Genomic DNA, 24,896 nt, shown 5'->3' with positions numbered 1-24,896 from the left:
AACAACTGTCAGGAAGAAATCTTTCTGTGTCACATAGCTTGTGACTTGCAGTGAAAAACCGCCTTTCTTATATACGCCTCGCACAGGGCTTTGATAAAAGGCCGGGTGGATTGAAAAATCCTTCCCGACATCACACCTTGAAGCAGGCATTGTGAAATCGATAGGAACCGCTAATGGAACGCTCGGTAGAGGTCTTTGCGGTTTGCTGAATGGAGAGAAATATGGCTAAAGTTATTGGTATCGATCTGGGAACGACCAACTCCTGCGTTGCCGTCATGGACGGAAAAAGCGCGAAGGTCATTGAAAATGCTGAAGGTGCTCGCACGACGCCTTCGATTATCGCTTTCAGCGATAGCGACGAACGCCTCGCTGGCCAGCCTGCGAAGCGTCAGGCTGTCACCAACCCTGAAGGCACTCTGTTTGCCGTAAAGCGCCTGATTGGCCGCCGCTTTGATGACCCAATGGTCACAAAGGACAAGGATCTTGTACCTTACAAGATCGTCAAGGGCGACAACGGCGACGCATGGGTCGAAACCCACGGCAAGAAATATTCGCCATCGCAGGTTTCGGCCATGATCCTTCAGAAAATGAAGGAAACCGCTGAATCCTATCTCGGTGAAACTGTTACGCAGGCCGTTATCACGGTTCCAGCATACTTCAACGATGCTCAGCGTCAGGCAACCAAGGATGCCGGTAAGATCGCTGGTCTTGAAGTTCTGCGTATCATCAACGAACCAACTGCTGCAGCTCTCGCCTATGGTCTCGACAAGAGCGAAGGCAAGACGATTGCCGTTTACGATCTTGGCGGCGGTACTTTCGACGTGTCGGTTCTCGAAATCGGCGATGGCGTGTTTGAAGTTAAGTCCACCAACGGTGACACGTTCCTCGGCGGTGAAGACTTTGACATGCGTCTGGTCGAATACCTCGTTGCCGAGTTCAAGAAGGAAAGCGGCATCGATCTGAAGAACGACAAGCTTGCTCTGCAGCGTCTTAAGGAAGCTGCTGAAAAGGCAAAGATCGAACTTTCGTCGGCTCAGCAGACCGAAATCAACCTGCCGTTCATCACGGCTGACCAGACCGGTCCTAAGCACCTTGCTATCAAGCTTTCGCGCTCGAAGTTCGAAAGCCTGGTTGACGATCTCGTGCAGCGCACGGTCGAGCCATGCAAGGCAGCGCTCAAGGATGCAGGCCTCAAGGCTGGCGACATCGACGAAGTGGTTCTGGTTGGCGGCATGACCCGTATGCCTAAGATCCAGGAAGTCGTGAAGCAGTTCTTCGGTAAGGAACCGCACAAGGGCGTGAACCCGGACGAAGTTGTTGCCATGGGTGCTGCAATTCAGGGCGGCGTTCTGCAGGGCGACGTCAAGGACGTTCTGCTGCTCGACGTAACCCCGCTTTCGCTCGGCATTGAAACGCTTGGTGGCGTATTCACCCGTCTGATCGATCGCAACACGACGATCCCGACCAAGAAGTCGCAGACCTTCTCGACCGCTGAAGACAATCAGTCGGCTGTGACGATCCGCGTTTTCCAGGGCGAGCGCGAAATGGCTGCCGACAACAAGATCCTCGGCCAGTTCGATCTCGTTGGCATTCCGCCGGCACCACGCGGCGTGCCGCAGGTTGAAGTGACTTTCGACATCGACGCCAACGGTCTCGTCAATGTGTCCGCGAAGGACAAGGGCACCGGCAAGGAACACCAGATCCGCATTCAGGCATCGGGTGGTCTTTCGGATGCCGACATCGAAAAAATGGTCAAGGACGCAGAAGCAAACGCTGAAGCTGACAAGCAGCGTCGTGATGCTGTTGAAGCCAAGAACCAGGGCGAAAGCCTCCTTCATTCGTCTGAAAAGTCGCTGAAGGAATATGGTGACAAGGTTTCGGCTGAAGACAAGCAGGCAATCGAAGGCGCAATCGCAGCCCTTCGTACCTCGCTTGAAGGCGATGATGCTGAAGATATCAAGGCGAAGACGCAGACCCTTGCCGAAGCTTCGATGAAGCTTGGTCAGGCCATGTATGAAGCAGCACAGGCTGCTGAAGAAGGTGGTGCTGCCGGTGGTGAGCAAGCTTCTTCCAACGATGACGTTGTTGACGCCGATTACGAAGAAATCGACGACGACAAGAAAAAGTCGTAAGCCTTGTCCGTAATGCTAAGGCCCGGGACGTCAGTCCCGGGCTTTTGCGAATTTTCGGGACGGTTGCACCGGACGGACAGAAACAACAAGAATAGTCCAGCAGTCATACCACTCGATCAGAGGTGTGATTTGTGTCAAACAGGACCGTGGAGACGCTACCGTAAAGACGGATGCGATCCAGCCGTCGGGATAACGAACTAATGAAGATCGATTACTACGAAGCTCTAGGTGTTGAGAGAACAGCAGACGATAAGGTGTTGAAGACTGCCTTTCGTAAGCTTGCCATGGAGTATCATCCGGATCGTAATCCGAACAATCCGGATGCTGAACGCAAGTTCAAGGAAATCGGCGAGGCCTATGAAACGCTGAAGGACCCGCAGAAGCGTGCAGCTTACGACCGCTTCGGTCATGCAGCCTTTGAAAATGGCGGCATGGGTGGCGGTGGTTTCGGCGGCGGCTTTGGTGGCGCCGGCGGTTTTTCCGATATTTTCGAAGACATCTTTGGCGAGATGATGGGTGGCGGTCGCCGCCGCTCGAATGGCGGACGCGAACGCGGCGCCGATCTTCGCTACAATATGGAAGTAAGTCTGGAAGAAGCTTTTTCCGGCAAGGCCGCACAGATCCGTGTGCCGACTTCCATCACCTGTGATGAATGCTCAGGTACGGGCGCAAAAGCCGGTTCGCAGCCGACCACCTGTACCATGTGCTCCGGTTCGGGCCGCGTGCGCGCAGCACAGGGCTTCTTCTCGGTTGAGCGGACCTGTCCGACCTGTAACGGTCGCGGTCAGATCATCAAGGATCCTTGCGGCAAGTGCCATGGTCAGGGCCGTGTTACGCAGGAGCGTTCGCTTTCGGTCAATATCCCGGCTGGTATCGAAGACGGTACTCGTATTCGTCTGGCTGGCGAAGGTGAAGCCGGAACGCGTGGCGGGCCATCGGGCGATCTTTATATCTTCCTGTCGGTTAAGCCGCATGAGTTCTTCCAGCGTGATGGGGCTGATCTTTACTGCAAGGTTCCAATCTCGATGACGACGGCAGCACTGGGTGGAGATTTTGAAGTTTCCACGCTTGATAGCACCCAGACTCGCGTGAAGGTGCCGGAAGGTACACAAAACGCCAAGCAATTCCGCCTCAAAGGCAAGGGTATGCCGGTTTTGCGTCAGCAGGCAGTGGGTGATCTTTATATCCAGATTGATATTGAGACGCCGCAGAACCTTTCCAAGCGGCAACGCGAGTTGCTTGAGGAATTTGAACAACTCTCATCCAAGGAGAACAGCCCGAAATCGGCAGGCTTCTTCTCCCGGATGAAGGAGTTTTTCGAAGGTATAGGTGAGTGATGAAAAGGGAGCCGTTTGGCTCCCTTTTTTTATACTTTCCTTATTGTCGCCTTGCCTAACCAATCCAATGCGGCATAAACTTGTCTGATAACGACAATGGGAGCAGTGAGAATGGCAGGACAGCTCGGCAGGAAACTGGCCGCTAAGTTCGATGAGGAAATCCGTTTTTTCAAAGGCTGGATAGACGGACCGAAGGCGGTGGGCGCTATATTGCCGACAAGTTCGATTACAGCGCGACGCATGGCGAGTGTTATCGATACGAAATCAGGCCTGCCTGTTCTGGAGCTCGGACCGGGAACAGGTGTTATCACCAAGGCTATTCTTGCGCATGGCGTGAAGCCTTCCGATCTCTACTGCGTTGAATACTCCTCAGATTTTGTCGAACATCTCGACCGGACTTTCCCCGATGTGAACATCATCCAGGGCGATGTATTCGATCTGGATAGCGCTTTGGGCAATATGAAAGATCAGAAATTCGACAGCATTGTTTCAGCCGTTCCGATGCTGAATTTCCCAATGCCAAGCCGCATTCAGCTGATGGAAGATCTTTTGTCCCGAATTCCACGCGGCCGTCCTCTCATACAGATTACTTATGGTCCACGTCCGCCAGTGCCAGCTGGCAAAGGCAATTACACTGTGCAGCATTACGATTTCGTCGTGCGCAATGTTCCGCCCGCACAGCTCTGGGTCTATCGTAGTCCGCTCGTCTGACCTTTTACGGAGTATATTAATCAATGACGGCAAAGATCATGATCTTTGCGGGTTCTACCCGCAAAGGCGCTTTTTCAGGCCATATGGCAGAGGCGGCTTCCAAAGAGCTGGCTGCACAAGGTGCGAGCGTCACGCATATTTCGCTGGCTGATTATCCGCTTCCCTTCATGAATGAAGATCTGGAAGCTGAAGAGGGTATTCCTGAAAACGCCATGAAGCTTGGTCGTCTATTTGCCGCGCATGACGGGCTGATGATCTGTTCTCCGGAATATAACGCATCGATCCCGGCGCTTCTCAAAAACACGATCGACTGGGTCAGCCGTATTTCGAAGGATGGCGATAAGCCGCTCAAGCCCTATGCGGGTTTGACTGTCGGGCTTTGCTCGACTTCCAACGGTGCTTTCGCCGGTATGCGTGGGCTTTATCACCTGCGCGCCGTTCTGATGAATGTCGGCACGCATATCGTGACTGAGCAGTGTTCCGTTAGCGGTGCCGCCGATGCTTTCAATGATGATGACACGCTCAAAAATGAGCGTCAGGCAAAGATGCTGAGCGCTGTATGTGCGAGCCTGATTAAGCACTCGGTCAATCCGGGGCGCTGATAATTGGCACTATCTGCACATTTCAGGGCGCGGTATCTTTCGTACCGCGCCCTGTTGTGCGAATAGCATAATCCGACCTGAGCGGAGCGAGGATCGATAAGATTATGCTTCAAGTAAAAGACTTTAGAGCGCCGATCTGATTAAATCCGATCGAAACGCGCTCTAAAACTAAAAATCACAGCGGAGATTACCATGACGACCACAGATTTGCGCGATCAGCTGATCGTGGGCCTCGACGTGCCAACCGTTGCTGAAGCGGAAAAGGTAGTTGAAGAGCTTGGCGATGCGGCCACTTTCTACAAGATCGGCTACCAGCTTGTGTTTGCAGGCGGTCTTGATTTCGCCAAGAGTCTGATTGCGGCAAAGAAAAAAGTCTTTCTCGACATGAAGCTCCTCGACATCGACAATACCATTGCCAAGGGCGTGGAAAATGTCGCGAAGATGGGCGTTTCCATGCTTACCCTTCATGCTTATCCAAAGGCCATGCGTTCGGCTGTGGAAGCGGCCAAAGGCTCTGATCTTTGCCTGCTTGGCGTGACTGTTCTGACCTCGATGGATGATGCTGATCTGAAAGAGGCGGGTTATTCCGATACGCCGGAAGCACTGGTGCTCAAGCGTGCGCAACAGGCGCGGGACGCGGGCATGGGCGGGATTGTTGCGTCGGCTGCCGAAGCTTTTGCCATTCGTCAGGCCATTGGCCCCGAGATGGCCGTCGTTACTCCAGGAATTCGTCCGGCGGGAGCCGAGAAGGGCGACCAGAAGCGGGTCATGACACCAGCCGATGCGTTAGAAGCCGGTGCAAGCCATCTCGTCGTTGCGCGACCAATTGTCGGCGCAAGCGATCGCAGGGCTTCAGCCCTTGCCATTCTGGAAGAAATGCGCTCGGTTGCCTAATCAGTTTCTGAGGAGGATGATATGACCAAAGCCTATTGGATCGCCCGCGTGGATGCCCGTGATACGGAGCGCTACAAGGATTATGTCTCGACCGCCAAGCCTGCTTTCGAGCGCTATGGTGCGAAGTTTATCGCTCGTGGCGGTAAAGCCGAAGCCGTTGAGGGTCAGGGCCGCGCCCGCAATGTCATCATCGAATTTGAAACGATGCAGCACGCGCTTGATTGCTACAACTCGCCGGAATATCAGGCTGCAAAAGCCATCCGCCAGACTGTGGCGGACGGCGAAATCGTCATCGTCGAAGGTGTATAAGCATGTCTCCCAAAAGTGGGAACCGGTTTTGGGTTAAAGACATGCGAAAGACAAGGAACTAAAGCGTGTTACGTTTTAATTATAGCTTGACCGGCGGATCATGACGTCCGCTGATCGAAAGATCTAGCAATATGACCTTGCCCGCATGTGGATCAGCATTGCGGGCATTTTCATTCATGCCTTCATGAGCGCTGGTGACGATCAGCACAGAGGCGTCTGCGCCGATAAAGGCTGGGCAGGTTGGCTGGCTAACAGGAAGCTTGATCGAGCGTATCAAACGGCCCTGCGGCGAGTAGGCATTGAGCGCACTGCCACCCCAGCAAGCATTCCACAGTGTTCCTTCTGCATCCACCACCGAGCCATCAACGCCACCATCTTCCACGCGATGATGGAACACACTTTTTTCCGAGACCGGCAGCCCGGTTTCGGGATCAGTATCGACCCGCCAGATGATATTGCGGTCGGTATCGGCAAAATAAGCGATCTTGCCATCCGGCGAAAAGCAGATCGAGTTGGTGATCGTGATGCCAGAGAAAAGCTTTTTGACTTGCCCCGCGCGATACCACCAGATTGAGCCAGCATCCTTCTCGGCTTTCTTGCCCATGGTCCCGATCCAGAAGGAACCTGACGGATGCACACGCGCATCATTGGAGCGTGTGACGTCATTATCGGCTTCCAGCGGATGGTGCAGCGCCAGGCGTCCACTGGCGCGCTCGCGCACAAACAGACCATGTTCGCTGACGATCAGCTGCCGCTCACGATCAATGACTGCAAGCGCGCTGGCTTTCATGCCCAGATCGTGCGTGCGGACTTCACCACCATCATCTTTTTCGATCAGTCTCTGACCCAGAATATCGAACCACCAGCATTGAGCGATCAGTGGATCATAGCCCGGACCTTCTCCCAGTTCCGCGATATGTTCGGCAAATATGGTTGTGTTGACTGCGCTCACCTGTTCCTCCCGGGCTTTGCCGTTTCAACATAATGAAGGGCGGGGCGGCGATCCAGTTGCAAATATTTAAGTGATCAGAAAGTTCTATGTCGCTTGGCGAAACCGTTTTAAGTTCCGGCAACTGAGAATCGCGAGGAAATCATGTCGCTAAAAGTTGCGGTCCAGATGGACCATATCAGCACGGTCAATATTACAGGTGACACCACTTTTGCTCTGTCGCTTGAAGCGCAGAAGCGCGGCCATGAGCTGTATCATTACACGCCTGATCGTCTTTCCATGCGTGATGGCGTTGTTACAGCGCGGCTTGAGAAGCTCGAAGTGCGCGACATCAAGGGCGATCATTTCACGCTCGGTGAGCCGGTTCGCCGCAATATGCTGGACATGGATGTGGTGCTGCTGCGCCAGGACCCACCATTCGACATGAACTACATCACCAATACGCATCTGCTGGAGCGCATCCATCCAAAGACGCTGGTGGTCAATGATCCGGCCTGGGTTCGCAACAGCCCGGAAAAGATTTTCGTCACCGAATTTCCTGACCTGATGCCGGAAACGCTTATCACCAAGGATCCACAAGAGGTTCTGGAATTCCGCCGTGAATTTGGCGATATCATTCTGAAGCCGCTTTACGGTAATGGCGGCGCAGGCGTGTTTCATCTCGCTGATGGTGACCGTAACCTGACCTCGCTTCTGGAAATGTTCGGTCAGCTCTTCAAGGAGCCGTTTATTGCGCAGCGTTACCTCAAGGATGTGCGTGCCGGTGACAAGCGCATCATCCTGATCGATGGTGAACCAGTTGGCGCGATCAATCGCGTGCCTTCGGAAACCGATGCGCGCTCCAACATGCATGTCGGTGGCCGTGCTGAACAAAGCAAGCTGACACCGCGTGAGCAGGAAATCTGCGCCCGCATCGGACCGTCGCTTAAAGAACGTGGTTTCATTCTCGTCGGTATCGACGTGATCGGTGACTACATGACTGAGATCAATGTGACTTCCCCAACGGGTATCCGCGAGATCGAACGCTTTGATGGCACCAATATTGCCGCCCTGTTCTGGGATGCAGTTGAAGCCAAGCGCAAGTAACACGCGTCTCTTCGGTGAAAAATTCATAGGGTCGGTCTGAAACAATCAGATCGGCCCTTTCTCTTGATTGCAACTATCGAAAATGCTTAAATCATATGGTTGTATTTAAGCATTTTCTCACGTTTGAGATGTGCTGCGTGTTATGCGGGGGCATATGGTAGCGCGGGTGGGAACGGTTGCCTTCCAGGGCATAGAGGCGGTGCCTGTCGATGTGCAGGTGATGGTGGCACCGGGCAAGATGGGTATGTCAATCGTCGGCCTGCCCGACAAGGCGGTAGCTGAAAGTCGGGAGCGGGTACAGGCAGCGCTCCACGCTTCCGGTCTGTCGATGCCGACAAAGCGGGTGACAGTTAATCTGGCACCCGCCGATCTACCCAAAGAAGGTTCGCATTACGATTTGCCAATTGCGGTCGGGCTGATGGCTGCCATTGGTGCTATTCCGGCGGATGCCATCCAATCATACATGGTGCTGGGCGAATTGTCGCTTGATGGCACGATCACGGCAGTTGCTGGCGTACTGCCCGCAGCAATCAGTGCGAACCGCGAGGACAAGGGGCTGATTTGCCCACATGCCTGCGGCTCGGAAGCGGCATGGGCGGGTGCAGATGTTGATATTCTCGCGCCACGCAGCCTGATCGCGCTGGCCAATCATTTCAAGGGAACGCAGGTGCTGACACCGCCCGAACCCTCCATGCGTGTTTCAAGCGAAATGCAGCCTGATCTGGCGGATATCAAAGGGCAGGAGACTGCTAAGCGTGCGCTGGAGATTGCAGCCGCAGGCAATCACAATTTGCTGCTGGTCGGCCCGCCGGGATCAGGCAAATCCATGCTGGCGCAGCGACTGCCGTCGATCCTGCCAAAACTCAGCCCACGCGAGCTGCTTGATGTGTCGATGATTGCATCTATCGCTGGTGAATTGTCGGGCGGAAAGCTTTCTGACCGCAGACCGTTTCGTGCGCCGCATCATTCCGCATCCATGGCAGCAATGGTGGGCGGCGGTTTGCGGGCAAGACCGGGCGAGGTGTCTCTCGCACATAATGGCGTACTATTTCTCGATGAGTTTCCTGAATTCTCGCCGCAGGTGCTCGGTTCGCTCCGCCAGCCGCTGGAAACAGGCGAATGCATGATCGCCCGTGTCAATCATCGCACGAGCTATCCGGCGCGGTTTCAGCTGATTGCGGCAATGAACCCATGCCGATGCGGTATGGCAGGAGAGCCGGGACATACATGCGCGCGTGGACCGCGTTGCCAGAGTGATTATCAGGCACGAATTTCCGGCCCCTTGCTGGATCGCATCGACCTGCGCGTTGATATGCCGGCTGTCTCGGCGCTTGATCTCATACAGCCATCGCAGTCTGAACGAAGTGAAAGTGTGGCCAAGCGCGTGGCGCGGGCGCGTGCGATCCAGAGTGCACGCTATACGGCACTTGGCCTTGATGCATCAATGACCAATGCCAATTGCTCGGCAAATCTGATCGAGGAAGTGGCAAGACCCGACCCCGCTGGTGTTAAATTGCTGCGTGACGCCAGCGAACAGATGCGCTTTTCCGCGCGCGCATATCATCGTATTCTGAAAGTCGCACGCACGCTGGCTGACCTTGACGGTGTGGATCAGATCAGCCGTATCCATCTTGCCGGTGCGATTTCCTATCGTATGGGAGCAGAGAGGCTGTCTTCTGTGGCGTGAAAACCGCCACAGAAGTCCTGATCCTCATTGGTTCAGTTTGCGTGAAGTGTCACGGTGCCATTGTTGAGAAAATAGGCTTTGCTGAACAATGACAGATCAAGTGGATTGGGAAGGCGTACGTCGCTTAAATCCGGGCAAGTTTTGATCTCGGCATCAAACGAGCGGTCGATCTGCGAAATGCAGAGAATGGTCATGCCTTTGTCGCGTGCAAAAGCCTCTAACGCTTGGATCTGCGCCATCAGTTCCGGCTTCTCACGCTTCTGATCCAGGAGTTGAAGATAATCGATGACGATGCAGGTGCCATGCGGTTCGTCTTGCGCCTGACCGATTATGTAATCAGCGCTGATTGCCTCAGATGTGTCGAACACGAACAGATCATTGAAGTCGCGATCATCGACACCAAGCATGTCAAATCGCTTGGCAATGTCTTTTCGTGTGTAATCGAGAGAGTAGAACAGACCGCGCTGCCCCTTTCTCATCGCCTCAATGAGGATTTCAAGACTGAGCAGTGTTTTGCCATGGCCCGGGCGTGCGCCCACCAGAACCAGATTGCCGGGATGCAGGCGCGCATATAGCGCTGCTGCTGAAACCGCGCCTGATTGTTTGTGTGTCAGCATACTCCAGCTTTTGAAGCCTTCGCGCGCTGCAATGCGATCCAATGCAGCATAAAGCGGTATATTCTCATCCCGCGACATAAGTTTCGCACGGCGTTTCAAGTGATAGATGGGAGCCGATAATTTCATCAAAACCTCCTATGCGAGCCATAATAGCAATCCCTCCTTATGCTTTCGCCCGAACAGTTGGTTCGATGGTTAGATTTCCCGCATGAATAATGCTTTCCCGATTGGAGGGGGGAGGCTTGGAAGCAGCCAGAATCAGAGCCTAATCCAGTTTGATTTTGCAGGAAATAGTTCAACGACAGACATGCGTTAAAAAGAAAGGGCCGGAGAGTAAAACACTCTCCGGCCCTGCGTTTGATACGATGTTCGTCTGCTTACTTAACCGAGCCAACCAGCAGATTGTCCTGAGATTCGATTGTGACCCAGCGACCGGTATTGTTTGCGGCCTGACGCTTCAGATAGGTGTAGTCGGTTTCATCCCAACGAAGAACTTCGTCAGTCAGATTGTCGAGAACGAAATCGCCACGATCTGTGCGAACGGTCAGAACCGCATGGCCTTCGCCGTCTGGCTTGCGAACAACCGTGATCAGTAGGTCAGTCATCGGAATGCCAGCCTTGGCCAGTTCACGCTGCTTGAGCAGAACATAGTCTTCGCAATCGCCAACAGTGGTCGGGTAAGCCCAATATTCCTCTACACCGTAGATTTCCATATCGGTCATCGGCTTGATGCGCTCATTAACCGAGAGATTGACGGTCTGAATATTCTGCCAGTTAGCGTTGTTGAGCAGAAGCGGACGGGTATCGCGGCTCACGATGTTGCATTCAGCAGCTTCACGCTTGCAGAACTCGTAATGACCGATTGGCTGTGAGGTCAGTTTACCTGTCTGCATATAGGCTCCCGATGCAGCCTGAGCACCAAAGCTCGAGACGAGAGCAGCAATGCCAATGCTGGCAGTAGCGATAAACTTAATGCTCGAGCGAACTACGCAAAACATACTCAAAGCCCTTTTCACAGCCCGCACTGGGCATTTATTAACGAAAAGTTAAAATATGAAACATGGTCTGAGTCAATTGAGACTGTGGCGTCTTCGCCCAACATCTTAATTAATGGTTAACGCGGGTATGTATCTGAAAACACATCTATAAATTGTATCTATGGGTGCAAAAAACCGCCGCTTGGAAGGCGGCGGTTAGGAAATTACTCATATAAAATATAGGCTTATGCGAAATCTGTCGCCGAAATGGAACAGCTTTTAAATAGGGGCTGGAGAAGGACAGCCATCCTCATGTGATTGCTAAAGTGGTGTGAAACAGACGTTTGTGTGTCCTGCACCCACAAAACCAAGGCGCTGAGCCGCTCCCTTGGAAAGATCGAGAACGCGCCCCTTAATGAACGGACCGCGATCATTGATACGGACGACAAGCGACTTGCCGTTTCTCTGGTTGGTCACTTTTACCTTGGTGCCAAGCGGCAGTGTTTTGTGAGCCGCGGTCAGACCAGCTGGGTTCATGCGTTCGCCCGATGCCGTGCGGGAGGTGAGTGCATACCAAGAAGCACCGCCACAGCGCGCAGCCTGAGCTTCCATTGCGGTGATCGAGAAAAGACCTGTGGTCGCAACGGCGAGCATAGCCATACGAATTTTGAAGTTCATACTGATTCCAAGAGTCGTTTCGAAGTGCCTTCACAGTCTTGACTGAGAAAGGTCGACGGGAACTGGAATCTAAATGTGGCGATGGCGTGATATTATTGAGAGTATTATGAGGTAATTGATTCAGAAGATTGTGCGGAAAATGATCCTATACTATGCGTTGTTTATTTGATGATTCAAGAAAAACTCAGGAATATTTTGAATTGAATCGCGTTGTTTCTGTAAAATCGCTTACGATTCGTTAAGATTCGACCGCCTGCTTCGCAGAGCCATGTTTTCAAGCGCGGGACTCAAGAAAAGCTGCTTTGGCTGAGAGGGGTATTTAGCCGCGACAATACAATTTTTATTTGTATTCCTAGTTTTCGTTCCATCACCGCAAGATGACAAAATCTGGCCTTTTATGGGCAAAATACAACCAATGGGTGTTGTCTGGCCGGTAAAGTTTACCGCAACATCTGTAACTTTTGTTGAAATCCGGCGCGATGACACAGTTTTGACCGCTGGCCAGATGCATTCAAAAGCCAAAATCCTGCTATAAGCGCTCAGCTTCAGAATGGAATATGATGCAGGATAATTCGCAAAAGGACGATCAGGACACCGCGCGCCCCGCCGTCTCGGCTGGCAAGCGCGTTGTCTATCTATGCCTTGGCTTTCTCATGCTGGCACTTGGCATCATTGGTGCCATTCTGCCGGTGATGCCAACCACCATTTTCATCATCCTTGCGGCATGGTTTTTTGCGCGTTCGTCACCGAAATTCGAGGCGCGTCTGCTGGCCGATCCGCGTTTTGGCCCGATGATCATCAAATGGCGTGATCGTGGAGCCATTCCACCAAGGGCAAAACTCTATGCATGTCTTGGTATGACGTTTGGCTACGGCATGTTCTGGTGGGGCGCACAGCCTGGCCCCTTGCTTGCCGTTTCAGTTACGGTTTTTATGCTTGGTTCTGCGGCTTATGTCCTGTCGCGCCCGAGCGAATAGCGACAATATCAGAAGGGGGAGTTTCTGATGCCTTTGCCCATCATCAATCCGCTTATCGATAAGCTCTCTGCGCCACCCATCCCAGCCGTTCAGGCGTGGGCGCGTGAATATGATGGCGCGCATGGACCTCTGATCGATCTGTCGCAAGCCGTACCCGGCTACCCACCGCATCCTGATATGCTGCGCTTTCTCGGCGAAGCTGCAAGCTCGGTCGCTTACGCGGGCTATGGCCCGATTGAGGGAGAAACTTTTCTGCGGGAAGCCTATGCCCGGCATGTCGGCAATCTTTATGGCGCGGAGATCAAGGCTGGCAATATTCATATAACGTCGGGCTGCAATCAGGCGTTCATTGCGGCAATCATGTGCGTTGCTCAAAGCGGAGATACGGTTCTCGCCACCGATCCATTCTATTTCAATCACCGGTCATCGTTGGAAATGCTGGGAATTCGCTCGGAAACGATGCTTTGCCGCGCCGAAAATGGCTTCGTGCCGGATATAGAGGATGTGCGGGCCGCATTGCATAAAGGCGTGCGTGCGCTGGTGTTGGTTTCTCCCAACAATCCAACCGGTGCTATTTATCCGCCGCAGCTACTGGCGCAAATCTATGCGGCCTGCCGTGACAATGGAACATGGCTCCTGCTGGATGAAACCTATCGCGATTTTCTCAGTGACGCTGATCAGGCGCCCCATGATCTCTTTAAAGAAGTCGATTGGCCGTCGCATTTGATCCAGCTTTATAGCTTCTCGAAATCCTTCTGCATTCCCGGTCACAGGCTAGGCGCAATCGTAGCGGGTGCTGACATGGTGGCGAATGTTACCAAGGTCATGGACAATCTGCAGATCTGTGCAACTCGCGCGCCACAGATTGCGGTCAGTCGGGCTATCGAGCCGCTACAGTCCTGGCGTGATGACAATCGCAAGGAGATTGCACGACGGGCAGAGGCTTTACGTGTCTCGATGAGCAATGTCGCCGGTTGGCATGTTGAGGCGGTGGGTGCCTATTTCGCTTTTGTGCGGCATCCTTATGATGGTTTGTCTTCTGTCGCGGTTGCCGAGAGGCTTGCCAAAACGACTGGCATCATTACCTTGCCCGGCAGCTTCTTTGGTGAAAGCCAGGATGCTTTCCTGCGCTTTGCTTTCGCCAATGTCGATGTCGCAGGCATTGAGGCGACTGCTGCACGATTGTCATGTTTTAAAATGTGAAGCAGCAGGCCCGCGTGGAAAACCCCACAAAACCGCGGGCAAAGGCGATTGATACAAAGCTGTTACACTACTGTCATATGACTGTTATATAGAGCGCGTAGACGGCTGGTGACGCTTTCACGTCATGTGTCTTTTACAACAGGGGCTGGTGCTCATGAACAAGATGATTTCCTCGACCGCAGCGCTCGCAATTGCTGCAGTATTGTCGGTTTCCGCTGCGAATGCGCGCGATCAGATTCAGGTTTCCGGTTCCTCGACCGTTCTGCCTTATGCCAAGATCGTTGCTGAAACCTTTGGCGAAACCTATCCTAACTTCAAGACGCCGGTCATTGAATCGGGCGGCTCCGGCGCAGGCATCAAAGAATTCTGTAAGGGTGTGGGTGAAAACACCATCGATATCGCCAATGCATCGCGCGCCATGAAGGGCACCGAACTCAAGTCCTGCATCGACGCTGGCGTCAAGGAAGTTCAGGAAGTTCGTTTCGGTTATGACGGCATCGTCTTCGCAACCGACGCAAACGGCCCAGACTGGAAGCTCGCTCCAGTTGATGTTTACAAGGCACTTGCTGCCAAGCTCGTCGTAGATGGCAAGCTCGTAGACAATCCAAATACCAAGTGGAATCAGGTCAATGCAGACCTGCCGGATTGGGACATCACCGCTTACATTCCTGGCGAAAAGCACGGCACCCGTGAAGTTTTTGAAGAAAAGCTTCTTGCTGACGGCTGCAAGGAATCGGGCGCTCTCGACGAAATCAAGAAGACTGGCCTCGACGACAAGGCTTCGGCTGCTGCCTGTATCGCTGTTCGTAAGGACGGCAAGGCAGTCGACATCGATGGCGACTACAGCGAAACGCTGGCTCGCATCGACTCCAACAAGCAGGGCGTTGGTGTTTTCGGTCTCTACTTCTTCGAAAACAACGCTGACAAGCTGAAGGTTGCAACCGTCAGCGGCGTCAAGCCATCGGCTGAAACTGTTGCTTCGGGCGAATATCCAGTTTCGCGCCCACTGTTCTTCTACGTGAAGAAGGCTCACCTGGGCGTTATCCCAGGCCTGAAGGAATATGTTGACTTCTTCCTGTCCGAACAGATGGTTGGCCCAGAAGGCCCGCTTGCTGAATACGGTCTGGTTCCAGCGCCAGATGCAGAGCGTGAAGCTCAGCGTACTGCCTTCACTGAAGGCAAGGTAATGGAAGCTAAGTAAGCTTTGATCTGTGGAATGTGGGGAGAACCTCTCCCCACATTCTTCTTCTTTTGCGCATGTCGTTTAGGACGAGCGCATTCGCATGGACATTGTTGTGCTGGTTCACAGCATTTGTCTTAGTTTTGGGGCAACCGGGGAAATTGAATGTCCTTCTTTCTGGTTCTCGTCAGTGTTGTTGCAATCGGACTGATCGGCTTTTTCATTGGCCGTCAACGCGCCGTTGCACTCAATAAGGCGCAACCTGCAGCCGGATCAGGCGCAGGGGTAGAGAAAATGCATTCCCGCCCGCATTATCATGGCTGGTGGGTTTTCCTCGTTTCGGCTCTGCCCGCAATTCTGTTTCTCGCGGTTTGGGCGGTCGGCACGTCGGCTTATCTTGATCATACGGCAACTGCCCGTATGCCTGAGGCTGTTGAGGATGGCTCCTATTCAGAGCGCAGCTTGCAGCTCGGTATGATCCGCAGCCTTGCCGACGGTATCGTAAAGCTGACACCCGCCGAAATCGAAAGCTTCCCGCAGACCTATAAGGATGCGCGCGAAGTTCTCGGCTCAAAGGGCGTAGCACTTGCTACTGAAGGTCAGGACTATATGGTCCCGATCGCTCTCTTCCTTGAGCACGCCAACAAGATTTCTCACACGGTCGGCAGCGTTATTGCGCTGGTGATTGCCATAGCAGGCCTCGTTTTTGGTCTGTCGGGGATCAAACGTCGCACGCGCGCCCGTAATAATGTCGAGCGCATCGTGCTGTGGGGGCTCGTTGCCTCCTCCGGTATCGCGATCCTGACGACCATCGGCATTGTTTTCTCCGTTCTGTTCCAGACGGTTACTTTCTTCCAGTCGATCGCACCGATGGATTTCTTCTTCGGTACGGTTTGGGACCCACGCTTTGCAGCTGCAGGTTCTGGCGGTGAAGTTGGTCAGTTTGGTCTTATCCCGCTTCTGGCTGGTACGCTCTACATTGCTTTCGTGGCCATGCTGTTTGCAGTGCCCGTCGGTCTGTTCTCCGCGATCTACATGGCCGAATATGCGTCGCCGAGAGTCCGTACCGTTGTTAAGCCGCTGCTTGAACTTCTGGCTGGTATCCCGACCATCGTTTACGGCTTCTTCGCGTTGATTACGGTAGGCCCGTTCCTGCGTGATCTCTCGGCTGCCATTGCAGGCGGTCAGGGTTTCATCATGGCGCAGAGCGTGCTGACGGCAGGTCTCGTCATGGGTGTGATGCTCATCCCGTTCGTTTCGTCGCTGTCTGACGACATCATCACATCGGTTCCGCGCTCGCTGCGTGACGGTTCGCTCGGTCTTGGTGCAACGCGTTCGGAAACGATCAAGCGTGTTGTTCTTCCCGCTGCACTTCCAGGCATCGTCGGTGCCCTTCTGATGACGGCATCGCGTGCAATCGGTGAAACGATGATTGTGGTTCTCGCAGCCGGTGTTGCAGCGCGTCTTACGGCCAATCCGTTTGAAGCCATGACCACCATTACGGTCAAGATCGTCAACCAGCTGACCGGCGACCTTGAATTCGACTCGCCGCAGACACTTGTTGCCTTTGCGCTGGGTATCACTCTTTTCGTCCTGACGCTGATCATGAATATCTTTGCGCTCTACATCGTTCGCAAGTACCGGGAGCAGTACGAATAATGACCGATTCAACTTTCAATGCTGCTGGGAATGCCGTGGCAACACCCCAGCGCCGCGATATCGGAATCAAGCGTCGCTACGCTGCTGAACGCCGCTTCCGCCTCTATGGCATCGTTGCCATTGCGATTGGTGTGTTCTTCCTTTGCGCGCTTCTGTTCTCGGTTTTCTCGAAGGGCTACACGGCGTTCGGACAGACGACGATCTATCTGCCGGTTAAGCTTGACGAGCAGGTTATTGATCCGGGCAACAAGCGCGCGACCGATCCGAATGTGCTGATTACCGCAAACTACCCGCTTCTGGTCCGCAACGCGCTGGCTGAGAAACTCGGTGTGGCATCGACAGATCGCGCGCAATTGCGTGAGGTTGGCCGTTTCTTCTCTGACGGTGTTCGCGTTCAGCTTCGCCAGATGGTGATGGATAATCCATCGCTTATCGGGACTACGCAGACGGTTCCGGTTCTTGCTGCTGCTGATATCGACTCTGCTTATAAGGGCCAGATCGATCTGTCGGTTGCCGAGGCAAACCGTAAGGTTTCTGACCGCCAGGTCGCCTGGATGAAGACGCTGACTGGTGAAGGCATGATGAGCGAGGCTTTCAACTGGGGTCTGTTCACCAATGGTGCGTCCAGCCGTCCTGAAACCTCTGGTCTGGGTGTCGCGCTGGTCGGTTCCTTCTACATGATGCTGATTGTGCTGGTTCTTGCACTGCCTATCGGTGTCGCTGCTTCGATCTATCTTGAGGAATTTGCGAAGAAGAACCGCCTTACCGATCTGATCGAAGTCAACATCAACAATCTGGCTGCTGTGCCATCGATTGTGTTCGGTCTGCTTGGTCTTGCAGTCTTCATCAACTTCTTCAACCTGCCGCGTTCAGCCTCCATTGTTGGTGGTCTGGTGCTGACATTGATGACGTTGCCAACCATCATCATCGCAACACGTTCGGCACTTCGCGCTGTACCACCATCGATCCGTGCGGCGGCTCTGGGGCTAGGTGCATCTAAGACGCAGATGGTTTTCCATCATGTGCTGCCGCTCGCGGCACCTGGTATTCTGACCGGAACGATTATCGGTCTGGCTCAGGCTCTGGGTGAAACTGCTCCGCTGCTGCTGATCGGTATGGTGGCCTTCGTTGCCAATATGCCGACAACCCCGATGGATCCTGCAACGGCTCTGCCTGTGCAGATCTTCATGTGGGCCAATGAAGCCGAGCGTGCCTTTGTAGAACGGACATCAGGCGCTATTATCGTCCTGCTCCTGTTCCTGGCAGTAATGAACATTGCAGCAATTATTCTGCGCCGCCGCTTTGAGCGCCGCTGGTAAACGGGAGAGAAATGATGAATCTCATGACTGAACGATCTCTCGAAAAAGCCGTAGGAGAAAAGATGAACACCAACGCCCCCTCCGTTAAGATGCGCGGTGACAAGGTCTGCGTGTTTTATGGCGAGAAGCAGGCTCTGTTCGAAGTCGATCTGGAAGTTCCGGAAAAGATGGTCACAGCGCTGATCGGTCCTTCGGGTTGCGGCAAGTCTACCTTCCTGCGTTCGCTTAACCGCATGAACGACACCATCGAAGGTTGCCGCATCGCGGGCAAGATCACGCTCGACAACGAAGACATCTACGATCCGAAGATCGACGTTGTTGAATTGCGCGCTCGCGTTGGCATGGTGTTCCAGAAGCCAAATCCATTTCCGAAGTCGATCTTTGAAAACGTCGCCTATGGCCCACGTATTCACGGCCTTGCCCGCAACAAGACCGATCTCGAAGAAATCGTTGTCACCAGCTTGCAGAAGGCCAGCCTCTTTGAAGAGGTCAAGGATCGTCTGCATGATGCCGGCACCGGTCTTTCCGGTGGTCAGCAGCAGCGTCTGTGCATCGCGCGCGCTATTGCCGTCAGTCCCGAAGTGATCCTGATGGATGAGCCTTGCTCGGCACTCGATCCGATCGCGACCGCCAAGGTTGAAGAGCTGATCGACGAACTGCGCCAGAACTACACCATCGTCATCGTTACACACTCCATGCAGCAGGCCGCACGCGTTTCGCAGCGTACTGCCATGTTCCATCTGGGCAATCTGGTGGAAGTGGGTGATACGGACGTGATGTTCACGGCACCGACCGAAAAGCGCACGCAGGACTACATCACCGGTCGCTTTGGCTAATTAATTGGAACGGGAGCGGCGGCTGGTTTGATAACAAAGCTGTTTGGCTTCCCCGCAATTTACATTGAGGTCTATTATGGCGTCTCAGCATACTGTTAGCGCTTACGACGAAGAACTGCAGTTCCTCACGCATAAGATCGCCGAGATGGGCGGTCATGCAGAGCGCATGGTCGAGCAGTCCGTTGCAGCGATTGTCAATGCCGACAATGCACTTGCCCAGCGTGTTATCTCCGACGATCTCATCCTCGATGCAAGTGAGCGCGAGATTGATGATAAGGCCGTAATGATTATCGCCAAGCGCCAGCCAATGGCTGTCGATCTGCGTGAAATCATCGGCTCGATCCGTATCTCTGCCGATCTGGAGCGCGTTGGCGATCTTGGCAAAAATATTGCTAAGCGCGTTGCTGCGGTTTCGGAATCGCGCCAGCCGGTCAAGCTCTATCGCGGCCTTGAAACCTTGGCTGAGCTGGCACTCACCCAACTCAAAGACGTGCTCGATGCCTATGCAACGCGCTCGGTACAGCAGATCAACGTCGTTCGCGACCGCGATGACGAAATTGACTCGATGTACACTTCGCTGTTCCGCGAGTTGTTGACCTACATGATGGAAGATCCGCGCAACATTTCCGCCTGCACGCATCTTCTGTTTTGCGCAAAGAACATCGAGCGCATTGGCGATCACGCAACCAACATTGCTGAGACGGTCTATTACATCGTGACCGGTCTGCAAATGCCTGCGGAGCGCCCAAAAGAAGACCTGAGCCACGGTATCGTCGTGGACGAGGCGCGTAAATCCTAAGAACATCTGGCACCGCATTCGTGCGGTCCAGATGCCTGCATGAATATGAAAAACGCGACGGCACGCGGTCGATCGGGGGCTTGTATCTTCCGCTGCCTCAAGCGCATCCCAAAAAGTGCGAAGCGATTTTGGGAAGTATATGCGATAAAAACAAGTGCTTAGAGCATGATCCAATTTAGTCGGATCACAGGCGCTCTAAATTTTGGATAGGAAATACTGGATGTCACAGGCACCCAAGATTGCTGTGGTTGAAGACGAAGAAGCCCTGAGTGTACTCCTGCGTTATAACCTCGAAGCCGAGGGGTATCAGGTTGACGCGATGCTGCGCGGCGATGAAGCCGAAATCGCACTTCGTGAAAATGTGCCGGATCTTCTTATTCTGGACTGGATGCTCCCTGGTGTTTCCGGGATCGAGCTGTGCCGCCGTCTGCGCCAGTGGCCGGAAACAGAGCGCCTGCCGATCATCATGTTGACCGCACGCGGTGAAGAAAGCGAACGCGTTCGTGGCCTGAGCGTGGGTGCCGATGATTATGTCGTCAAACCTTTTTCGACACCGGAATTGCTGGCTCGCGTCAAAGCCATGCTCCGTCGCGCCAATCCGAGTGTCCTGTCGCATGTGCTGAAAGTCGGCGATCTTGTTCTCGACCGCCAGCAGCATCGCGTCTATCGCAAGGAAAAGGAAGTCCGTCTCGGACCGACAGAATTCCGCCTGCTCGAATATTTCATGATGTCGCCGGGCCGTGTCTTCTCGCGCAGCCAGTTGCTTGATGGCGTCTGGGGGCCAGACATTTATGTCGATGATAGAACAGTCGACGTGCATGTCGGACGTCTTCGCAAGGCAATTAATGTTGGTCGCGCGCTTGATCCTATCCGCACGGTACGCGGTGCTGGATACTCATTCGGATAACCAAATCTCGATTTGCAGAACCCTATACAAGCGGCTCGTTGCTGAAAATGCGACGGGCCGTTTTGCATATTCGGCAAGAACGTTACGACTCAGTTCCAACCTTCCGATTCGGAATTCAATATCCACAACGTGCCAAAACGGCCAGTATCACACGATGTTACAATGATCGTGACAAAGTTGAAGAGCCGGCGAAATCGAGGTCAAAAGCAGCATCGAAAAAGCTTAAAAAGACGCTTGCGTAAAATCTTGAAACATCGGCGAAATAAGGCAGTGATGTGGCCTGTATTTCAGCAAATTGAATCGCGTTAAATCAATAACTTATAAGATTTGCTAAATCACGTTAAGGATTTGTTAATAAATTTAAGGGGTTTGTGGGGAAAATTAAGCTCTGGATTCGGGTTCAATCTGCCTCTGTTTTGGAGGTGTCATGACTTTTGGAATTTGACCATTCGCCTTTTTTTGGCCTAAAAATTCTAAAACCTTGAATGCAATGAGTGACAGCAGAACGTTTATTTTATGATTTTCGTTCTATTTGGCTGGAGCGCCGGGCATCTTAGAAGGATGTGCAAAGGCTGCTCTGTTAGTTCAAATCTGCTGCATAGTTTTATGCGGTGGCACCACAGCCAGGTTTCAAACGCCTTTTGCGGGGCGGAGGCCAGGTTGGATCAGTTAAGGGTCCTAACTATGAGACTGAGCCGTTGACGCGCGCTTCGAAATGGAAATTGCCCGTTATTCTAGGGCTGCTGGTTGCGCCATTTTTGGTGACGGGTTGCACGACGACCAGTGGTACGACCAAAACCAAAACCGAAAAGACGGCGGCGGCTAGCCACGTCAAGACAGTCAATGGCGTCAAGACTTTCACATACACCGCCAAAGACCGCGAATGCCTCGAACGTGCGATGTTCTTCGAATCCAACCGTTCAAGCCCCGATGGTCTGATGGCCGTTGGTACGGTTGTGATGAACCGTCTCGCTTCGGGTAGCTATCCGGATACGATCTGCGGCGTTGTTGGTCAGAAGAACCAGTTTGCGCCCGGCGTTCTGACACGCAAGATGAATTCAAAGGCTATGCCTGACGTTCAGGCAACAGCCGATGCTGTTCTTAAGGGCAAGCGTCATCCATCGCTGAAGAACTCGATGTTCTTCCACACGGCTGGCTTGAAGTTCCCTTACCGCAACATGCATTACGTGCTGGTTGCTGGCGGAAACTCCTTCTACGAAAAGCGTGGTCGCGATGGCGAACTGGAAAATCCGGTTCCACAGACCCCGTACAATCTGGCCTATGCTTCTACTCCACAGGCACCATCCATGCCTGAAGGTCCGTTCTACAACGTAACCGATCAGCAGGATGCGACTGTTCCGCAGGCACAGCCAACAGTGCAGGTTGCATTGGCTGAAGCAGCGAAGACGACAGAAACCCAGCAGAATGGCGGCGTCGGCCCACAGGCTCGTGGTGATCGTTTGGCTGCTCTGCCTGTCAAACCAGCGGAAAAGCCGGTTATGACACAGGTGGCAAGCTATCAGCCGACATTCGATGAAACGGCTCCGGCTGCGGAAAATGTATCTCTCGGCTATACCGCCGATAAGAAGCATGTCGATGCAATCGGCGCGATGCTTCTGTCGCAGGAACGACCGGAATTACCACTTTAAAAGCTGACTTAAGCACAAAAAAGCGCCCGAAAGGGCGCTTTTTTATTATTTTGCCTGCACTGGTACGGGTCGATAAACAGGCTGATAGATAACCATGGGCATATCATAGAAATCAGGTTTGTTCTGCCAGGCACGACGATCCGCACGGCGGTCAAGATCAAGCTGCAACAGGCAGTTGGAAAACGCATCGGATTTTTGTTTGAAACCATAGCTGCGGCAGGTCTGTTCGTCTGCTGCGCGGCGCTGTTCGGGTGTCATAGTTTGACAGCCTGCAACCAAGCCCGCCAGACCAAGGATAATAAGCACGCTTTTCTTCATAGCCGTTGCTCTCATTGAGTAAAAGTTTCTATCGACCGCGATCTAAATATAGCGCAGTGGCGAGAAAAAGCGTGGTGAAATTAAGTCATCTTGCCCAGCGCATCCTGAAAAGTGCGGCGCAGTTTTCAGACACGATGTGCGCCAAAAAGAGATTGGGGCGCTTATCTGGTGCAATCAGATTGAAAAGCGCTCTAAACTGCCGCTGATTCTTTCAAACACGAGGCTTGCAGCCATATGGCACATGACAATAACGCTCCCGTCATCGATCCGGTAAAACTCGAACGTCTGGCCGAAGTCGCTGTGCGCGTCGGGCTGCAATTGCGCGAAGGTCAGGACCTTGTCATCACCGCACCTGTCGTTGCGCTGCCGCTGGTGCGTTTGATCGCGAAACACGCCTATAAGGCTGGTGCAGGCGTCGTAACGCCATTCTTCTCCGATGATGCAATTGCGCTGGCGCGTTATGAAAATGCATCGGATGAGAGCTTTGATCGTGCGGCTGGCTGGCTTTATGAAGGCATGGCCAAGGCCTATGCCAATGGCGCAGCACGTCTCGCCATCGCCGCTGATAATCCGATGCTGTTGTCCTCGCAGGATGCGTCAAAGGTTTCGCGCGCCAATCGCGCCAACTCCAAGGCCTATCAGCCAGCGCTCGAAAAAATCGCAGGTTTCGACATCAACTGGAATATCGTTTCCTACCCGAACCCGGAATGGGCGAAGCTGATGTTCCCAGATGACGCAGAAGACGTTGCGACCCGCAAGCTGGCCGATGCTATATTTGCTGCTTCCCGCGTTGATGTGGACGATCCGGTCGGTGCATGGGCCGCGCACAATGCAGCATTGCGCACCCGCACGCGTTTCCTCAACGGCAAAGCCTACAGCGCGCTGCATTTTAAGGGACCGGGCACAGACCTGACGGTCGGTCTTGCCGATGGCCATGAATGGCATGGCGGCGCATCGACGGCCAAGAACGGCATAACCTGCAACCCGAATATCCCGACCGAGGAAGTATTCACCACACCACATGCGCTGCGCGTCGAGGGGCATGTATCGAGTACCAAGCCGCTGTCGCATCAGGGCACACTGATCGACAATATTTCCGTGCGCTTTGAAGGTGGACGCATTGTCGAAGCCAAGGCAAGCCGTGGCGAAGAAGTACTCAACAAGGTACTGGATACGGACGAAGGCGCACGTCGTCTGGGTGAAGTGGCGCTGGTTCCGCACTCCTCGCCAATTTCGCAGAGCGGGCTTCTGTTCTATAATACGCTGTTTGATGAAAATGCTGCGAGCCACATCGCGCTCGGCCAGTGCTATTCGAAATGCTTTATCGATGGTGCAAAGCTTACACCTGAACAGATTGCAGCACAGGGTGGTAATTCAAGCCTCATTCACATTGACTGGATGATCGGTTCCGACAAGATTGATGTCGATGGGGTTAATGCAGATGGCAGCAGAGAGCCTGTCATGCGTGGCGGCGAATGGGCCAACTGATAAAAATAAGGCCGGGAAATTTCCCGGCCTTATTCGTATTCTCAGAACACCAAAATCAGTTCTTTTCCTGAACGTGGGCTTCTAGGAACCACAGCGACTTGTCGAGGCTGCGCGAGGCGGCGGTGAAAATATCCGCCGTGGTGTCGTCACCTGCTTCATCTGCATCTTTGATCGACTGGCGTACGAGATTTGCAACATCGCCATAGCGTTCGATCAGCGCTGCCAGATGATCATGAACAGCGTAAATGTCGGTCGGATAAGCCTCAAGCTTGGAGTCTTTCGCGACAACCTGTGTCGTACCATAGGCGGTTCCGCCAAGCTGTACGGCACGTTCGGCGATGGTATCGACATGCTCGTCGAGGTCAGTGCGGAACGTGTCGAGCAATTCATGCACGGCGATAAATTGCGGTCCCTTGAGGTTCCAGTGAGCCTGCTTGGTGATGAGGGCAAGGTCGATTGTCGCGGCCAGATTTTCATTCAGCAGCGCGATCATCGTGGTCTTTGTATTGGAGGGAAGATCGTTGCGGGTTGCATGCATCGACTTCTTGGACATTTTATCCTCATATCCTTTGCGCGATCCGG

General features: G+C 53.5%; 24 protein-coding genes. 18 read left to right on the top strand and 6 right to left on the bottom strand.

Annotated features, from left to right (window positions below; translation table 11 throughout):
* Positions 1–221 precede the first annotated feature (221 nt).
* The 6 genes from dnaK (at position 222) to QSJ70_RS08265 (ending at position 5,985) form a co-directional block, all read left to right on the top strand.
* Entirely contained in the window at positions 222–2,132 is a 1,911-nt protein-coding gene (gene dnaK, locus QSJ70_RS08290; RefSeq protein ID WP_007872704.1) for a molecular chaperone DnaK, read from the top strand.
* A 200-nt stretch (positions 2,133–2,332) separates the two neighbouring features.
* Positions 2,333–3,469, top strand: a complete 1,137-nt coding sequence (dnaJ, locus tag QSJ70_RS08285) for a molecular chaperone DnaJ (protein ID WP_007872706.1) — start codon at positions 2,333–2,335, stop codon at positions 3,467–3,469.
* 111 nt (positions 3,470–3,580) lie between these two features.
* The gene (pmtA, locus tag QSJ70_RS08280) at positions 3,581–4,180 is read left to right on the top strand and encodes a phospholipid N-methyltransferase PmtA (protein WP_064322279.1); all 600 of its coding nucleotides are present in this window, start codon (positions 3,581–3,583) and stop codon (positions 4,178–4,180) included.
* Positions 4,181–4,203: 23 nt separating this feature from the next.
* Positions 4,204–4,782, top strand: a complete 579-nt coding sequence (locus tag QSJ70_RS08275; RefSeq protein ID WP_285535711.1) for an NADPH-dependent FMN reductase — start codon at positions 4,204–4,206, stop codon at positions 4,780–4,782.
* 192 nt (positions 4,783–4,974) lie between these two features.
* Positions 4,975–5,676 (top strand): orotidine-5'-phosphate decarboxylase, encoded by a 702-nt coding sequence (pyrF, locus tag QSJ70_RS08270; protein ID WP_113496134.1) that lies wholly within the window; start codon positions 4,975–4,977, stop codon positions 5,674–5,676.
* A gap of 21 nt (positions 5,677–5,697) precedes the next feature.
* Positions 5,698–5,985, top strand: coding sequence for a DUF1330 domain-containing protein (locus QSJ70_RS08265; protein ID WP_064322282.1), 288 nt, complete (start codon positions 5,698–5,700; stop codon positions 5,983–5,985).
* A 79-nt stretch (positions 5,986–6,064) separates the two neighbouring features.
* Here QSJ70_RS08265 and QSJ70_RS08260 read toward each other — a convergent pair whose 3' ends face one another.
* Positions 6,065–6,937, bottom strand: a complete 873-nt coding sequence (locus QSJ70_RS08260; protein ID WP_285535708.1) for an SMP-30/gluconolactonase/LRE family protein — start codon at positions 6,935–6,937, stop codon at positions 6,065–6,067.
* Between the two features lie 141 nt (positions 6,938–7,078).
* Between QSJ70_RS08260 and gshB the strand changes: the two genes are divergently transcribed.
* Together gshB and QSJ70_RS08250 are read left to right on the top strand one after the other, a co-directional pair.
* On the top strand, positions 7,079–8,020 hold the full coding sequence (gene gshB, locus QSJ70_RS08255; protein WP_007872723.1) for a glutathione synthase: 942 nt from the start codon (positions 7,079–7,081) through the stop codon (positions 8,018–8,020).
* 154 nt (positions 8,021–8,174) lie between these two features.
* Positions 8,175–9,707: a YifB family Mg chelatase-like AAA ATPase gene (locus QSJ70_RS08250; protein ID WP_285535705.1), complete on the top strand. Its 1,533-nt coding sequence runs from the start codon at positions 8,175–8,177 to the stop codon at positions 9,705–9,707.
* 32 nt (positions 9,708–9,739) lie between these two features.
* Here the strand turns inward: QSJ70_RS08250 and QSJ70_RS08245 are convergent, their stop codons facing one another.
* From QSJ70_RS08245 to QSJ70_RS08235, 3 genes are all read right to left on the bottom strand, one after another.
* Positions 9,740–10,450, bottom strand: coding sequence for a DNA helicase (locus QSJ70_RS08245; RefSeq protein ID WP_215775873.1), 711 nt, complete (start codon positions 10,448–10,450; stop codon positions 9,740–9,742).
* 251 nt (positions 10,451–10,701) lie between these two features.
* On the bottom strand, positions 10,702–11,322 hold the full coding sequence (locus tag QSJ70_RS08240; protein ID WP_285535702.1) for a transglutaminase-like cysteine peptidase: 621 nt from the start codon (positions 11,320–11,322) through the stop codon (positions 10,702–10,704).
* Positions 11,323–11,622: 300 nt separating this feature from the next.
* Positions 11,623–11,979 (bottom strand): septal ring lytic transglycosylase RlpA family protein, encoded by a 357-nt coding sequence (locus QSJ70_RS08235; RefSeq protein ID WP_007872763.1) that lies wholly within the window; start codon positions 11,977–11,979, stop codon positions 11,623–11,625.
* Positions 11,980–12,539: 560 nt separating this feature from the next.
* Between QSJ70_RS08235 and QSJ70_RS08230 the strand changes: the two genes are divergently transcribed.
* The 9 genes from QSJ70_RS08230 to QSJ70_RS08190 all read left to right on the top strand — a co-directional run bounded on the left by QSJ70_RS08230 (position 12,540) and on the right by QSJ70_RS08190 (position 22,508).
* Positions 12,540–12,956 (top strand): YbaN family protein, encoded by a 417-nt coding sequence (locus QSJ70_RS08230; RefSeq protein WP_039859404.1) that lies wholly within the window; start codon positions 12,540–12,542, stop codon positions 12,954–12,956.
* 33 nt (positions 12,957–12,989) lie between these two features.
* The gene (locus QSJ70_RS08225; RefSeq protein ID WP_285535944.1) at positions 12,990–14,159 is read left to right on the top strand and encodes an aminotransferase; all 1,170 of its coding nucleotides are present in this window, start codon (positions 12,990–12,992) and stop codon (positions 14,157–14,159) included.
* Between the two features lie 154 nt (positions 14,160–14,313).
* Complete coding sequence (locus tag QSJ70_RS08220; RefSeq protein ID WP_064322288.1) at positions 14,314–15,360, top strand: PstS family phosphate ABC transporter substrate-binding protein; 1,047 nt, start codon at positions 14,314–14,316, stop codon at positions 15,358–15,360.
* 144 nt (positions 15,361–15,504) lie between these two features.
* The gene (pstC, locus tag QSJ70_RS08215) at positions 15,505–16,998 is read left to right on the top strand and encodes a phosphate ABC transporter permease subunit PstC (RefSeq protein WP_285535700.1); all 1,494 of its coding nucleotides are present in this window, start codon (positions 15,505–15,507) and stop codon (positions 16,996–16,998) included.
* A complete protein-coding gene (pstA, locus tag QSJ70_RS08210; RefSeq protein WP_007872773.1) occupies positions 16,998–18,317 on the top strand; it encodes a phosphate ABC transporter permease PstA in 1,320 nt (439 codons plus the stop codon). The genes pstC and pstA overlap by 1 nt, the downstream gene beginning before the upstream one ends.
* A 62-nt stretch (positions 18,318–18,379) precedes the next feature.
* A complete protein-coding gene (gene pstB, locus QSJ70_RS08205; RefSeq protein ID WP_231193899.1) occupies positions 18,380–19,153 on the top strand; it encodes a phosphate ABC transporter ATP-binding protein PstB in 774 nt (257 codons plus the stop codon).
* A gap of 76 nt (positions 19,154–19,229) precedes the next feature.
* Entirely contained in the window at positions 19,230–19,952 is a 723-nt protein-coding gene (gene phoU / locus QSJ70_RS08200; protein ID WP_007872775.1) for a phosphate signaling complex protein PhoU, read from the top strand.
* Between the two features lie 220 nt (positions 19,953–20,172).
* Positions 20,173–20,859, top strand: a complete 687-nt coding sequence (gene phoB / locus QSJ70_RS08195) for a phosphate regulon transcriptional regulator PhoB (protein ID WP_064322291.1) — start codon at positions 20,173–20,175, stop codon at positions 20,857–20,859.
* Between the two features lie 698 nt (positions 20,860–21,557).
* Positions 21,558–22,508 (top strand): cell wall hydrolase, encoded by a 951-nt coding sequence (locus QSJ70_RS08190; protein WP_285535697.1) that lies wholly within the window; start codon positions 21,558–21,560, stop codon positions 22,506–22,508.
* 45 nt (positions 22,509–22,553) lie between these two features.
* On the opposite strand, the gene QSJ70_RS08185 is transcribed toward QSJ70_RS08190, so the two are convergent.
* Positions 22,554–22,826 (bottom strand): hypothetical protein, encoded by a 273-nt coding sequence (locus QSJ70_RS08185; protein ID WP_252349029.1) that lies wholly within the window; start codon positions 22,824–22,826, stop codon positions 22,554–22,556.
* Positions 22,827–23,060: 234 nt separating this feature from the next.
* Between QSJ70_RS08185 and QSJ70_RS08180 the strand changes: the two genes are divergently transcribed.
* On the top strand, positions 23,061–24,314 hold the full coding sequence (locus tag QSJ70_RS08180; RefSeq protein WP_113485517.1) for an aminopeptidase: 1,254 nt from the start codon (positions 23,061–23,063) through the stop codon (positions 24,312–24,314).
* Positions 24,315–24,369: 55 nt separating this feature from the next.
* Here QSJ70_RS08180 and dps read toward each other — a convergent pair whose 3' ends face one another.
* Positions 24,370–24,867 (bottom strand): DNA starvation/stationary phase protection protein Dps, encoded by a 498-nt coding sequence (dps, locus tag QSJ70_RS08175; protein WP_007872793.1) that lies wholly within the window; start codon positions 24,865–24,867, stop codon positions 24,370–24,372.
* Between the last annotated feature and the right edge of the window lie 29 nt (positions 24,868–24,896).

Source organism: Brucella sp. NBRC 12950, from assembly GCF_030268145.1.
Taxonomy (GTDB): Bacteria; Pseudomonadota; Alphaproteobacteria; order Rhizobiales; family Rhizobiaceae; genus Brucella.
The sequence above is the reverse complement of the archived record's forward strand: the minus strand, read 5'-3'. Positions and strand labels throughout refer to the sequence as shown.

What these genes read in the sequence shown, in the direction of transcription:
- dnaK (WP_007872704.1), top strand. Translation starts at nt 222, where the DNA reads ATGGCTAAAGTTATTGGTATCGATCTGGGAACGACCAACTCCTGCGTT.
- phoU (WP_007872775.1), top strand. Translation starts at nt 19,230, where the DNA reads ATGGCGTCTCAGCATACTGTTAGCGCTTACGACGAAGAACTGCAGTTC.
- QSJ70_RS08185 (WP_252349029.1), bottom strand. Translation starts at nt 22,826, where the DNA reads ATGAAGAAAAGCGTGCTTATTATCCTTGGTCTGGCGGGCTTGGTTGCA.
- QSJ70_RS08275 (WP_285535711.1), top strand. Translation starts at nt 4,204, where the DNA reads ATGACGGCAAAGATCATGATCTTTGCGGGTTCTACCCGCAAAGGCGCT.
- gshB (WP_007872723.1), top strand. Translation starts at nt 7,079, where the DNA reads ATGTCGCTAAAAGTTGCGGTCCAGATGGACCATATCAGCACGGTCAAT.
- pmtA (WP_064322279.1), top strand. Translation starts at nt 3,581, where the DNA reads ATGGCAGGACAGCTCGGCAGGAAACTGGCCGCTAAGTTCGATGAGGAA.
- dps (WP_007872793.1), bottom strand. Translation starts at nt 24,867, where the DNA reads ATGTCCAAGAAGTCGATGCATGCAACCCGCAACGATCTTCCCTCCAAT.
- QSJ70_RS08240 (WP_285535702.1), bottom strand. Translation starts at nt 11,322, where the DNA reads ATGTTTTGCGTAGTTCGCTCGAGCATTAAGTTTATCGCTACTGCCAGC.
- QSJ70_RS08180 (WP_113485517.1), top strand. Translation starts at nt 23,061, where the DNA reads ATGGCACATGACAATAACGCTCCCGTCATCGATCCGGTAAAACTCGAA.
- QSJ70_RS08220 (WP_064322288.1), top strand. Translation starts at nt 14,314, where the DNA reads ATGAACAAGATGATTTCCTCGACCGCAGCGCTCGCAATTGCTGCAGTA.
- QSJ70_RS08235 (WP_007872763.1), bottom strand. Translation starts at nt 11,979, where the DNA reads ATGAACTTCAAAATTCGTATGGCTATGCTCGCCGTTGCGACCACAGGT.
- QSJ70_RS08245 (WP_215775873.1), bottom strand. Translation starts at nt 10,450, where the DNA reads ATGAAATTATCGGCTCCCATCTATCACTTGAAACGCCGTGCGAAACTT.
- pstC (WP_285535700.1), top strand. Translation starts at nt 15,505, where the DNA reads ATGTCCTTCTTTCTGGTTCTCGTCAGTGTTGTTGCAATCGGACTGATC.
- QSJ70_RS08265 (WP_064322282.1), top strand. Translation starts at nt 5,698, where the DNA reads ATGACCAAAGCCTATTGGATCGCCCGCGTGGATGCCCGTGATACGGAG.
- pstB (WP_231193899.1), top strand. Translation starts at nt 18,380, where the DNA reads ATGAACACCAACGCCCCCTCCGTTAAGATGCGCGGTGACAAGGTCTGC.
- pstA (WP_007872773.1), top strand. Translation starts at nt 16,998, where the DNA reads ATGACCGATTCAACTTTCAATGCTGCTGGGAATGCCGTGGCAACACCC.
- phoB (WP_064322291.1), top strand. Translation starts at nt 20,173, where the DNA reads ATGTCACAGGCACCCAAGATTGCTGTGGTTGAAGACGAAGAAGCCCTG.
- dnaJ (WP_007872706.1), top strand. Translation starts at nt 2,333, where the DNA reads ATGAAGATCGATTACTACGAAGCTCTAGGTGTTGAGAGAACAGCAGAC.
- QSJ70_RS08230 (WP_039859404.1), top strand. Translation starts at nt 12,540, where the DNA reads ATGCAGGATAATTCGCAAAAGGACGATCAGGACACCGCGCGCCCCGCC.
- pyrF (WP_113496134.1), top strand. Translation starts at nt 4,975, where the DNA reads ATGACGACCACAGATTTGCGCGATCAGCTGATCGTGGGCCTCGACGTG.
- QSJ70_RS08250 (WP_285535705.1), top strand. Translation starts at nt 8,175, where the DNA reads ATGGTAGCGCGGGTGGGAACGGTTGCCTTCCAGGGCATAGAGGCGGTG.